Annotated in this window: 9 protein-coding genes; 4 read left to right on the top strand and 5 right to left on the bottom strand. The window is 42.0% G+C overall.

Annotation, left to right across the window (positions count from 1 at the left end):
* Positions 1-145: 145 nt before the first annotated feature.
* The 5 genes from QM959_RS09245 to argR all read right to left on the bottom strand — a co-directional run bounded on the left by QM959_RS09245 (position 146) and on the right by argR (position 7,623).
* Positions 146-835 carry a gamma-glutamyl-gamma-aminobutyrate hydrolase family protein gene (locus QM959_RS09245; RefSeq protein ID WP_247912870.1) on the bottom strand — a complete coding sequence of 230 codons (690 nt, stop codon included), beginning with the start codon at positions 833-835 and terminating at the stop codon, positions 146-148.
* A 135-nt stretch (positions 836-970) separates the two neighbouring features.
* Positions 971-2,737 (bottom strand): multidrug efflux ABC transporter subunit PatB, encoded by a 1,767-nt coding sequence (gene patB, locus QM959_RS09240; protein ID WP_414372839.1) that lies wholly within the window; start codon positions 2,735-2,737, stop codon positions 971-973.
* A gap of 1 nt (position 2,738) precedes the next feature.
* Complete coding sequence (gene patA / locus QM959_RS09235; RefSeq protein WP_414372838.1) at positions 2,739-4,445, bottom strand: multidrug efflux ABC transporter subunit PatA; 1,707 nt, start codon at positions 4,443-4,445, stop codon at positions 2,739-2,741.
* A gap of 146 nt (positions 4,446-4,591) precedes the next feature.
* The gene (mutS, locus tag QM959_RS09230) at positions 4,592-7,126 is read right to left on the bottom strand and encodes a DNA mismatch repair protein MutS (RefSeq protein ID WP_414372837.1); all 2,535 of its coding nucleotides are present in this window, start codon (positions 7,124-7,126) and stop codon (positions 4,592-4,594) included.
* Positions 7,127-7,176: 50 nt separating this feature from the next.
* Positions 7,177-7,623 carry an arginine repressor gene (gene argR, locus QM959_RS09225; RefSeq protein WP_001231476.1) on the bottom strand — a complete coding sequence of 149 codons (447 nt, stop codon included), beginning with the start codon at positions 7,621-7,623 and terminating at the stop codon, positions 7,177-7,179.
* Positions 7,624-7,758: 135 nt separating this feature from the next.
* On the opposite strand from argR, the gene argS reads away from it, so the two are divergent.
* The 4 genes from argS (at position 7,759) to galU (ending at position 12,144) form a co-directional block, all read left to right on the top strand.
* A complete protein-coding gene (gene argS / locus QM959_RS09220) occupies positions 7,759-9,450 on the top strand; it encodes an arginine--tRNA ligase (protein WP_414372836.1) in 1,692 nt (563 codons plus the stop codon).
* 190 nt (positions 9,451-9,640) lie between these two features.
* On the top strand, positions 9,641-9,886 hold the full coding sequence (locus QM959_RS09215; protein WP_414372835.1) for a MarR family transcriptional regulator: 246 nt from the start codon (positions 9,641-9,643) through the stop codon (positions 9,884-9,886).
* Positions 9,887-10,206: 320 nt separating this feature from the next.
* Positions 10,207-11,223, top strand: a complete 1,017-nt coding sequence (locus QM959_RS09210) for an NAD(P)H-dependent glycerol-3-phosphate dehydrogenase (protein ID WP_247935565.1) — start codon at positions 10,207-10,209, stop codon at positions 11,221-11,223.
* A gap of 21 nt (positions 11,224-11,244) precedes the next feature.
* Complete coding sequence (gene galU / locus QM959_RS09205) at positions 11,245-12,144, top strand: UTP--glucose-1-phosphate uridylyltransferase GalU (RefSeq protein ID WP_414372834.1); 900 nt, start codon at positions 11,245-11,247, stop codon at positions 12,142-12,144.
* Positions 12,145-12,602 lie beyond the last annotated feature (458 nt).

The following is a 12,602-nucleotide window of genomic DNA, read 5'->3' as shown; positions in this document are numbered from 1 at the left end:
ATAGAGAATATCCCTTTTTATTTTGTTCTAAATCCGGTTTTTGGTTGGAATATCAGATGATGAGACAAAATATTTTTGAAAAGCAAAAAAGACAAACGCCAAAAATGACGTTTGTCTACATTCTGAACGACTAGGATTCTAGTCGTTATAATTCATTTAATAAATACTCAAATAATTCTAAATTGCCATCTTCTTCATTGACTAGAAACTCTGGATGCCACTGAAGACCAATAATACGGTGTTCATCGATAGATTCGATTGCCTCAATGGTTTGGTCGCGGGGATCTACTGCCGTTACGCGGAAATTGGGTGCCAAGTCTTTAATACTCTGACGATGTACTGAGTTAACCTGACTTTCTTTACCAAACAATTTGGACACAACACTGCCATCAACTGTCTCAATAGAATGTGAAGTCCCAAAAGGTAGACCTTGCCAATGACCTTCAATATCCTGATTGAGCGTTCCACCAAAGGCAACGTTGACAAGCTGAACGCCACGGCAAATGGCTAAGATTGGTTTGTTTTGACGCAAGGCTTCTTGTAGAAGAGCTAGCTCAAACTCGTCGCGAGTTAGGTTATAGTCGTCACTATCAATTGTTTTTTCCTCACCATAAAACTGAGGATGAACATTTTGTCCCCCAGTCAAGATGAGCTTATCAATCATTTCTACATAGTCATGGACCACCGACTCATCACCAACCGGAATGACCAAAGGAAGTCCGCCAACCTGACGAATACTCTCAGCAAATTTACAAGAGACTGATGAATGAATATTTTTTCCTTCTGCGTCTACAGGACATAGATTCGCAGCTACTCCAACAACCGTTCTTGCCATACTGTTTTCCTTTCAATTTCCTTTGATAAATCTATCTTATCACTCCAACTCCTTCCTGTCTAATATGTATTTTAAAAGACTGTGATAGGTTTCTTTTATAAGAAAAAGTTGCCCTAGTTTAGGACAACCTTCTGTTTATTCAAAGACAAATTGATTATGATACAATTCTGCGTAGAATCCACCAAGTTTTAGCAATTTCTGGTGATTTCCTTGCTCAATGACTTGACCATCTTTGAGAACGATAATCTGATCGGCATTGAGAATGGTTTTCAAGCGATGGGCAATCACAAAGCTCGTTCTTCCTGCTACAATCGCCTCCATAGCATGCTGGATTTTACTTTCGGTTACAGTGTCCACGTTAGAAGTTGCCTCATCTAAAATCAAGACCTGGGGATCTGTCATCAGGGTTCGAGCAATGGAAATCAACTGTTTTTGGCCAGTTGAGAAGACGCTCTGGTCATCATTAATCAAAGTATCATACTTGTCTGGCAGGCTTTCGATGTAGTCATGGATGTGTGTAGCCTTGGCTGCTGTCTCAACCATTTCTTGACTAGCATCTGGCACACCGAAACGGATATTGTCTCGAATCGTTCCGCTAAACAAGACCGAATCTTGCAAGACAATTCCCACCTTACTTCTGAGACTATCTAAATCATAGTCACGAATATCTTTTCCATCAAAATAAATACCACCAGCATCAACATCATAAAAGCGATTGATGAGGTTCATAATAGTGGTTTTTCCTGACCCTGTCGGACCAACAACTGCAGTCATCTGGCCTTTCGGAGCGGAAATGCTGACATCTTTCAAAATAGGTTTATCAGGCAAGTATGAAAAATCAATATGACTGATTTCAACACCTTCTTGCAACTTAGTGAAGGTTGGAGCCTTTTCAGGTCGGATTTCTTCCTCTGCATCAAACATTTCCTGAATCCGTTCAGCCCCCGTAAAGGCTAACTGAAGGCTTCCCCAACTAGCCGCAACTTGAATAATAGGCTGGTAGTACTGCTGAGAAAATTGGGCAAACATAACAATCAAACCTAGGGCTGTACTTGTTTCAATAACCTTATCATTTAATAGGACAGCTGAACCAGCAAAGATGACGATGGCTGTATTAACCAGACTCATTCCATTCATGACAGGGAAAAGAATCCCTGAAAACATTCTTCCTTTAAAGGTTGCCTTGCGCACGCGCTCATTTTGTTCAAGAAATCCTGCCATCATATCCTCTTGAATTCCTTGCACAATGACAGCTTTTTGGCCTGAGATACTCTCATCCATATAGGCGTTGAGCTTCCCTACCTCTTTTTGCTGGAGGTTGGTGTATTTGCGCGCCATTTTCACGATGAAAATCAGCATAAGAAAGGCCACTGGTGTGCTGGCAATGGTGATGAGGGCCAGCGTCACATTTCTCGAAAACATGACAAAAATCAGACCAATGTATAAAACAATATTACTCATGACCTGAATCAAGCTTTCGTTAAAGGCTTGGAGGATATTATCCAAATCACTAGTAAAACGAGACAGGATATCGCCATCTTGTCGGCGGTCAAAGAAAGAGACTGTCAAGCGAGCAAGCTTACCGAAGAGGCCTTTGCGCATCTCGTTGGTCGACTCTGCAATCACGCGCGTCATGAGACACATGTATATCACACTTGAGATAAATAAAACCAAAACCAGCAGACCAAGATTGACCATAATTCCTGATAGACTTTGCCAAACAAGTTCTGGATTGCCATTTTGATAAGCTTGAACTAAATTGGCTAGCTGCGTCACTGCTTGTCCAGAAAAGACCGGAAAGAGGGCTTGGGCAAGAGTCGCCAGAACAATCATCAGGATGACAACTACAAATGATAGCTTATAGACTTTAAAATAATGCCAAAAAAATTGAACTGTCTTCATTTTACTCCTCCTTTCCTTTCTGTGTTTCATAGATTTCACGGTAAACGGCATTGTTGGCAACCAAGTCTGCATGCGTGCCTTGACCAATCAATCGTCCTTGATCCAGAACCAAGATTTTGTCTGCATGGACAACCGAGCTAATTTTTTGCGCGATGATAATGGTTGTTGTCCCCTTCAAGTCCTTATTCAAGGCTTCCTGAACCAGGCGCTCTGACTTAGCATCCAAGGCTGAGGTCGAATCGTCAAAAATCAGAATACGCGGATTGCTGACAATTCCACGAGCTATCGACATCCTTTGTTTTTGCCCACCAGAGAAGTTGGTTCCCCGTTCTTCAACTGAACTTTCGAAGGTTTTCTCCATACGATGAATGAATTCACTGGCTTGGGCAATATTGGCTGCGCGCTCCATTTCAAATAAAGTAGCATCTCCCTTACCCTGTCTCAAGTTATCTGCAATCGTTCCACTGAAGAGAATGGCACGTTGGAGAACGATAGAAACTGTTTTACGCAGGGTTCCTTCACTCACTTCTCGAATGTCCTTGCCTCCGATTTTGATAGCCCCTTCCTGTGGGTCAAAGAGACGTGGGATCAATTGAGCCAAGGTTGATTTCCCTGCACCAGTCGCTCCAACTACACCGACCATTTGACCAGGCTCGATGGTAAAGCTCACATCTTTCAGCATCGGTTCCTTATCCATTGGATAGGTAAAGGTCACATTTTCAAAGCTAAGGCTTCCGACCAACTCTTCATCTGGGACATCCTTGAAGGTCATGGCTGGTTCTGCGTCCAGAATTTCTCGAATACGACGCATAGAAATCATAGCACGACTGACAGAATTTCCCAAAAATCCAACCATGACAATGGTAAAGATAATCTGGCTTAGGTAATTGACAAAGGAAGCAATAGAACCAACAACCGACGGATCCGACTGAACCATCCCTGCAACTAGCCAAATGGAGAGGAAGACTGCCCCATATCCGACCAGCATCATGAAAGGTTCCACTACTGAAAAGGCATAACCGATGTAAAGGTTTTGACCAAGAAGCTCATCTGAAACCTCCGTAAACTTAGCAAATTGCTCTTTTTCTTGGACAAAGGACTTGACCACACGAACACCGCGCAGATTTTCCTTAGCGATAGCGTTGATGCGCTCAAGCAGGGTTTGAAACTTGGCAAAACGAGGTCCCATCATTCCCATCATGACAGCAGTCAAGCCAAAAATCAAGACTACCATGAGAACAATTACCCACCACAGAGAGGGTAAGGTTTGAACCGCCAAGATAAACGAACCGATGAACAAGAGGGGAAGTCTGAAAAGAATTTGGAAGGTCATCATGACCACGTTCTGAATCTGGTTGATATCATTTGTCATGCGAACGACTAGATTTCCCGCATTAAATTGTTCAATATTGGCATAAGAAAAGGTTTGGATTTTACGGAAGGCATCTTCTCGAAGGTCGGATGAAACTCCTTGGGCAATATAGGCTGCAAGGATAACATTGAGCCCACCAGCAACCAGACCAACCAAGGCCACACCAATCAACCAAGCCCCGATACTATAAATAGCTTCATATTTCCCAGCAAGGAGGGCGTCTAACACTTCCTGCAGATAACGCGGTTGCAGAAGTGAACTAGCAACCATCAAGCCTGTCATCAGGAGCGAAGCCAAGGCCTGCCACTTGTAGGTTTTTATTTTCTGAATCAGCATACTTTCTCCTTAAAAAATAGACAAAAGGGAGCGACAATGCGTCAGCTCCTTTTCATTCTGTTTGTGTGATGTTATTCTAGCAAAAAAGTGGAGGATTGTCAAAGAAATCTCCTTGATACAGCTAGATTAACTAGTGAATTTTGGTGTTATAGTTTTTGTTTTAACTCAACCAAGACACTCATAGCCTGCATAGGTGTCATGTTGTAAACATCAAGCTTAGATAATTCTGCTAGGATAGGATGTTCTTCAGTCGTATCAAAGAGTGAAATCTGTTCAGTGACAGCACTTGTTTGTCTCACGGGAGTAGGATTTTCTGTACCTTGACTCTCTAACTGAGTCAAAATCTTATCCGCCCTTGCTAAAAGGTCTGCTGGCAAACCAGCAATCTTGGCAACATGGATACCATAGGACTTATCAGCTGGACCTGGTTCAATCTTGTGAAGGAAGGTAACCTGCCCATCCTGCTCCAAGGTTGCCACGTGGACATTAACCAAATGTTCCAAGCTGGATTCCAGACTGGTCAACTCATGGTAGTGGGTCGCAAAGAGGGTCTTGGCTCCAATATGCTCATGGATGTATTCGATGATAGACTGAGCAAGAGCCATCCCATCATAAGTTGCAGTTCCTCGTCCCAATTCATCAAAGAGAATCAAGGAATTCTTGGTCGCTTGCGAAATGGCATTGTTGGCCTCCATCATCTCCACCATGAAGGTTGATTGACCCGAAACCAAGTCATCTGCTGCTCCAATGCGGGTAAAGATAGCGTCGAAAATAGGCAAATGGGCGCTTTCTGCCGGTACATAGGAACCCATCTGGGCCATAACCGCTGTCATAGCTAGCTGGCGCATGTAGGTAGACTTCCCACTCATGTTTGGCCCTGTAATCAGTTGAATACTGGTATCTTCTGCCATCTGAATTGTATTTGGAATATAGGTCTGAGCCCCCATAACCTTTTCAACGACAGCATGGCGCCCTTTCTGGATATCAATCCGCGAATCACCTACAAACTCTGGCCGAATCAAATGCTGGGTTTCAGCCACAACTGCTAGACTCTGTAAGACATCAACTGTCGCAATTCCTTGGGCTAGAGCTTGTAAACGTTGGATGTACTTGCTGACTTCCTCACGGATACGCATGAAAATTTCGTACTCTAGGTTGGCTGATTTCTCACGCGCCTCCAGCATATCTCCTTCGATACGGGCTAATTCTTCGGTTCCAAAGCGTTCTGAGTTTTTCAGCGTCGCCTTGCGGAAAAAGTGAGTAGGCACATTTTCCAGTTGCGAATTGGTCACATGGAAATAGTAGCCATCCTTTTTATTGTAATCAATCTTAAGCGTGCTGATACCAGAGTTTTCTCGCTCCTTAGCCTCAATCTCAGCAATCCAACTAGTCCCTTCTCTGAGCACACGGCGGTACTTGTCTAAGGTCTCATCAAATCCAGTCCGGATAATGCCACCTTCCGTAATCACATGAGGAGCTTCAGGAGCAATTGCTGCGCTAATCAAGCTCTCCAACTCAGGGATTCCATCCAGTTGTGCTATGAGATAGGCTAGAGCGGGTTGCTCCATTCCTTCTAAAATCGCACGAATCCTTGGCACACTGGATAAGGTGGTCGCCAACTGCAAGAGATCCTTGGGATTGGTTTTGCCAAAAGAAACACGACTAGCTAAGCGTTCGATATCATAAACACCCTTGAGACTGTCTGTCAAATCACTACGCTCAAAGAAATAATCGAGAAAGACCTGCACCACTTCTTGACGCTGGACGATTCGTTCCTTATCAATCAAGGGACGATGGATCCAAGAGCGTAACAGACGCATCCCCATAGCTGTTTTGGTTTCATCCAAAAGCCAGAAAAGACTGCCTTGCTTCTTGCCTGAACGAGCATTCTCAACCAAATCCAGACTAGCCTTGGTCGCATAATCCATCTGCAAAAAATCCTTGATTTCATAGCGAATAACAGGTTTGAGGTGGTTCAATTCCCGCATTTGAGTCCGATGTACGTACTGAAGCAACTTACTAGACGCTGCTTGCTCCACAGTTGCCAATCGTGAATCCAGTAAATGGATATCCTCAAAGCCTTCTTTCTCAAAGGAAAGCACCAGATTCATCTGGCGACTGAGGATTTGTTCTTCTTCCTCAGACAAGTCATAACCCAGCACCACTTCTCGCGCCTTGAGATTGCGGATTTCCCCACAAACGAGTGTGAAATCTAATAAACCTGTCACATAAAAGTCACCTGTTACCAGGTCCATATAAGCTAGGCCAAATTGATTGCCATCACGATCTATGGCAACCAAGAAGTTATTCTGACTGTCCGGCTTGCTGCTATCAACCACTGTCCCTGGCGTAATAACCTGAACAACCTCTCGTTTAACAACCCCAACTGCTTGTTTGGGATCTTCCATCTGCTCTGCGATAGCTACCTTATAGCCCTGCTCAATCAAGACATCGATATACTGTTGGGCAGAATGATAGGGAACACCCGCCATAGGAATCGGATTGTCCGCATTCTTGTTGCGACTCGTTAAGGAAATTTCCAGAATCTGCGCAGCATTGACCGCATCCTCATAAAATAATTCATAAAAATCACCCATACGAAAGAGCAAAAAAGCATCTGGATATTGCTTTTTAATATCCACATACTGTTGCATGCCGGGTGATAGCTTTTCTGTCGCCATTTTCCGTCTCTCCTTGTCAAAAATAAGTCTTGAGAGCAACTCCCAAGACCTTACTTATCTTTCATCAAATCTAGCAAACGATCTTCCATGAGTTTGGCAACGTGCTGGTCTCGACAAATGACCAATAAGGTATTGGCACCAGCAACTGTTCCTAAAATCCATTCATCCTTGTTTGCATCTACAATATTTGCCAAAACAGAGGCTTCTCCCAATTTGGTATGAAGCACCAAGGTGAACTCTGCTCTTGCAACACCTTCTAAATGATGAGACAAAAATTCCACCAAATCAATCTTTTCTGTCTCATTTGCTAGTACATAATACACCATATCATTTTTCTTGACCTTGGTCAAGCCGATTTCGCGCAAATCACGAGACAAGGTTGTCTGCGTCACAAAGACATTATGGGCCTCCAACCGATCTTGAATTTCTTTTTGTGTACTTAATTTCTCCTCAGTAATCATTTTTTTTATTAACTGATGACGATCTCTTTTTCTCATAAAATCCTCTTATATGTATATTTATAACTAATTTTATAACTATATTATACCAAAAAAACAGGAGATTTCAAAAATTTTTTCTTCTTTCTTTAAAATTGTGATAAAATAGTAGAAAAGTCCAAAAAGGAGCTCTTAATGAATACAAAAGAATTGATTGCTAGCGAGTTGGCTAGCATCATTGATAGCCTGGACCAAGAGGCTATTTTAAATTTACTGGAAACCCCTAAAAACTCAGAAATGGGAGACATCGCTTTCCCTGCTTTTTCTCTTGCCAAAGTCGAACGTAAAGCACCTCAAATGATTGCTACTGAACTGGCTGAGAAGATTAACAGCCAAGCCTTTGAAAAGGTTGTTGCAACAGGACCTTACGTTAACTTTTTCCTTGATAAATCTGCCATTTCTGCTCAAGTATTGCAAGCTGTTATCACTGAAAAAGAACACTATGCTGACCAAAATATTGGTAAACAAGAAAATGTTGTTATCGACATGTCTAGTCCCAATATCGCTAAACCATTCTCTATTGGTCATCTACGTTCAACTGTTATCGGAGATAGCTTGTCACATATCTTCCAAAAAATCGGTTATCAAACGGTCAAAGTCAACCATTTGGGAGACTGGGGTAAACAGTTTGGAATGTTGATTGTTGCCTACAAAAAATGGGGCGACGAAGAAGCTGTAAAAGCTCATCCAATCGATGAACTTCTTAAACTCTACGTTCGTATCAATGCTGAAGCTGAAAATGACCCTAGCTTGGATGAAGAAGCACGCGAATGGTTCCGTAAACTTGAAAATGGAGACGAGGAAGCTCTCGCACTTTGGCAATGGTTCCGTGATGAAAGTTTGGTGGAATTTAACCGCCTTTACAATGAATTGAAGGTTGAATTTGACAGCTATAACGGAGAAGCCTTCTACAACGATAAGATGGATGCAGTTGTAGACATTCTTTCTGAAAAAGGCCTTCTTGTTGAGTCAGAAGGTGCCCAAGTCGTCAACCTTGAGAAATATGGAATTGAACATCCAGCACTTATCAAGAAATCTGATGGTGCTACTCTCTATATTACTCGTGACTTGGCTGCAGCCCTTTACCGTAAAAACGAATACCAATTTGCTAAATCTATCTACGTCGTTGGTCAAGAGCAATCTGCCCACTTTAAACAACTCAAAGCTGTCTTGCAAGAAATGGGATATGACTGGAGTGACGACATTACTCACGTTCCTTTTGGTTTGGTGACAAAAGAAGGGAAAAAGCTCTCTACTCGTAAAGGGAATGTCATCTTGCTAGAGCCTACTGTTGCAGAGGCTGTTAGCCGTGCCAAGGCCCAAATCGAGGCTAAAAATCCTGAACTTGAAAACAAAGACCAAGTAGCGCATGCTGTTGGGGTTGGAGCCATTAAATTCTATGACCTTAAGACCGACCGTACAAATGGGTATGACTTCGACCTAGAGGCTATGGTATCCTTCGAGGGTGAAACTGGACCTTACGTTCAATACGCCTACGCTCGTATCCAATCTATCTTACGCAAAGTGAATTTCAAACCAGAAACAGCTGGCAACTATAGCTTGAATGATACTGAAAGCTGGGAAATCATCAAACTCATCCAAGACTTCCCACGTATTATCAACCGCGCGGCAGATAACTTTGAACCTTCTATCATTGCTAAATTTGCAATTAGCCTGGCTCAAGCCTTTAACAAATATTATGCACATACACGTATCTTGGATGAAAGCCCAGAACGCGACAGCCGTCTAGCCCTTAGCTACGCAACCGCAGTCGTTCTCAAAGAATCCCTTCGCTTACTTGGAGTAGAAGCGCCAGAGAAGATGTGATTCAGTACTAACAATTGGAACTAAAGTTCCTAATTGTTAGACGCTAGCCGCTTTTATGCGGACTAGCTAACTGCTTCACTAGTATTGTAATAGAAATAATATCGATTTCTATTACAATACGTCGTAACTTGAGACACTTGCCTAAACGATTTATTCACTACTACTTCTTTATCATACAGGGAGATATCCTATGAGCCAATATGCTTATGTCCTCGTTGTGATTAGCTTGGTATTCCTTTTTCTGCTCAATAAGTACGAGAAGGAGAGACTTCAAAGACTCTACCAAGAACAACTGTTGAAGGATGAAACATTTAGGGCTGACATCAAAGAGAAAATTCACACGACTGAAAATATCAATGATGTCATTGCTCACATCAATAAAACTTACCATCTGGGAATGTTGCTATCAAAAGACATTACAGATCAATTGAAATAAACCGAGCTATTCTTTAAGGAATATCAAAACCGAGACTGAGAGTTTATTACTTCGTCTCGGTTTTTGTGTATTTTTCAAGTAATACTCTTCGAAAATCTCTTCAAACCACGTCAGCGTCGCCTTACCGTAGATATATGTAACTGACTTCGTCAGTCTTATCTACAACCTCAAAGCAGTGCTTTGAGCAACCTGCGGCTAGCTTCCTAGTTTGCTCTTTGATTTTCATTGAGTATAACAAAGCCACACACCCCAGCAATGCAAGTGCAAAATCCTCTAGAATATGATAGAATAATGGAAAGGACTCTATTAAGGAGGAAATCATGGAAAAACAAACCGTCGCCGTCTTGGGGCCTGGTTCTTGGGGAACTGCCCTTTCACAAGTCTTAAATGACAATGGACACGAGGTACGTATTTGGGGAAATCTTCCCGAGCAAATCAATGAAATTAATACCTATCATACTAACAAACACTACTTTAAAGATGTCGTTCTAGATGAAAATATCCATGCCTATACTGACTTAGCAGAGGCATTGAAAGATGTAGATGCGATTTTGTTTGTTGTCCCAACAAAAGTGACACGACTTGTTGCCCAACAAGTTGCCAAAACCTTAGACCATAAGGCAATTATCATGCACGCATCAAAGGGATTAGAACCTGATAGCCATAAACGATTATCAACCATCCTTGAAGAAGAAATTCCTGAACAGCTCCGCAGTGATATCGTCGTTGTTTCAGGACCTAGTCATGCAGAAGAGACCATTGTGCGTGACCTAACTTTAATCACTGCTGCTTCCAAAGATTTACAAACAGCTCAATACGTTCAGGAGCTCTTCAGTAATCACTACTTCCGACTTTATACCAATACGGATGTTATCGGAGTTGAAACTGCTGGCGCTCTTAAAAACATTATCGCTGTCGGTGCTGGAGCTTTACATGGTCTGGGATTTGGTGATAATGCTAAGGCAGCCATCATCGCTCGAGGCTTGGCAGAAATTACCCGCCTAGGAGTAGCACTCGGGGCTAATCCATTGACCTATAGCGGCTTATCTGGTGTGGGAGATTTAATCGTAACGGGAACCTCTATCCACTCTCGTAACTGGAGAGCTGGAGATGCTCTTGGTCGTGGAGAATCCCTAGCTGATATCGAAGCTAATATGGGCATGGTAATTGAAGGAATTTCAACGACCCGAGCAGCCTATGAACTAGCGCAAGAACTTGGAGTCTATATGCCCATTACACAGGCCATTTACCAAGTTATCTACCACGGAACCAATATCAAAGATGCCATTTATGACATTATGAACAATGAATTTAAAGCAGAAAATGAGTGGTCTTAACCCTCTAAAGAAAGGATTCTTATGACATCAAAAGTTAGAAAAGCAGTCATCCCTGCCGCTGGACTCGGGACTCGATTTTTACCAGCAACCAAAGCACTCGCTAAAGAAATGTTGCCAATTGTGGACAAACCAACTATCCAATTTATCGTAGAAGAAGCTCTTAAATCAGGTATTGAAGATATTCTGGTTGTCACTGGTAAATCAAAACGTTCTATTGAAGACCACTTTGACTCAAACTTTGAGCTTGAGTACAACCTCAAAGAAAAAGGCAAACATGACTTGCTAAAATTGGTAGACGAAACAACTGGCATTCGCCTTCACTTTATCCGTCAAAGCCATCCTCGTGGTCTTGGAGATGCTGTTTTACAAGCTAAGGCTTTTGTAGGAAATGAACCCTTCGTTGTCATGCTAGGTGACGACCTAATGGATATCACAGATGACCATGCTGTTCCTTTGACAAAACAATTGATGAACGATTACGAGACGACTCACGCATCAACCATTGCTGTCATGCCTGTACCTCATGAAGGCGTTTCAGCATATGGAGTTATCGCTCCTCAAGGAGAAGGAATCAATGGACTCTATAGTGTTGAAACTTTCGTAGAAAAACCAGCTCCCGAAGATGCTCCAAGTGATTTGGCAATTATCGGCCGCTATCTGCTCACACCAGAAATTTTTGAGATCCTCGAAAATCAAGCTCCCGGTGCTGGAAATGAGATCCAACTTACCGACGCTATTGATACCCTTAATAAAACACAACGTGTTTTCGCCCGTGAATTTACAGGAGCTCGTTACGACGTTGGGGATAAGTTTGGCTTTATGAAAACATCTATTGACTACGCCCTCAAGCACCCACAAGTCAAAGATGACTTGAAAGATTACCTCATCCAACTAGGAAAAGAATTGGCTGGGGAGGAATAACAGAATATTCCATATAAAAAGAACTAGGATAGTTAATTATCCCGGTTCTTTTTATTTTAGAACATCTATAATCTAAAAAGAAATCTATATTTCTTACTTACTCTACTTATATTTTATGAAAGCACAACGATATTATTTGTTTTTTAACAAGAATGCGGCTACAATAAGTTTGTATAATAAAATAAAAAGCACCGAATCGGTGCGCACTTTTTCAAGTTGTGTACGGACAAAGCCTTATTTTAACTTGCTGTGTTGTTTCGAATAGTTCCAACACTTGTATTGTATACTTTTCTATTAAAAATTGCAAGAAGAAATTGTTATAAAATAGAATAAGGTAACTTCTCAAAGTAACTTCCACTTGTCTGACCAAAGTGGAAGTTAGTCTAAAACGGATTTTTATGGTGGAATTAAGTATGAGACGTTTGAGTTAGAAATGAGGTCTACTATGACAAAACATA

This window comes from Streptococcus mitis, from assembly GCF_047459985.1.
Taxonomy (GTDB): Bacteria; Bacillota; Bacilli; order Lactobacillales; family Streptococcaceae; genus Streptococcus; species Streptococcus mitis_DZ.
Note: the sequence above shows the minus strand (reverse complement) of the source record. Positions and strands in the feature narration are given on the sequence as shown.

What these genes read in the sequence shown, in the direction of transcription:
- patB (WP_414372839.1), bottom strand. Translation starts at nt 2,737, where the DNA reads ATGAAGACAGTTCAATTTTTTTGGCATTATTTTAAAGTCTATAAGCTA.
- mutS (WP_414372837.1), bottom strand. Translation starts at nt 7,126, where the DNA reads ATGGCGACAGAAAAGCTATCACCCGGCATGCAACAGTATGTGGATATT.
- QM959_RS09215 (WP_414372835.1), top strand. Translation starts at nt 9,641, where the DNA reads ATGAGCCAATATGCTTATGTCCTCGTTGTGATTAGCTTGGTATTCCTT.
- patA (WP_414372838.1), bottom strand. Translation starts at nt 4,445, where the DNA reads ATGCTGATTCAGAAAATAAAAACCTACAAGTGGCAGGCCTTGGCTTCG.
- argS (WP_414372836.1), top strand. Translation starts at nt 7,759, where the DNA reads ATGAATACAAAAGAATTGATTGCTAGCGAGTTGGCTAGCATCATTGAT.
- galU (WP_414372834.1), top strand. Translation starts at nt 11,245, where the DNA reads ATGACATCAAAAGTTAGAAAAGCAGTCATCCCTGCCGCTGGACTCGGG.
- QM959_RS09245 (WP_247912870.1), bottom strand. Translation starts at nt 835, where the DNA reads ATGGCAAGAACGGTTGTTGGAGTAGCTGCGAATCTATGTCCTGTAGAC.
- QM959_RS09210 (WP_247935565.1), top strand. Translation starts at nt 10,207, where the DNA reads ATGGAAAAACAAACCGTCGCCGTCTTGGGGCCTGGTTCTTGGGGAACT.
- argR (WP_001231476.1), bottom strand. Translation starts at nt 7,623, where the DNA reads ATGAGAAAAAGAGATCGTCATCAGTTAATAAAAAAAATGATTACTGAG.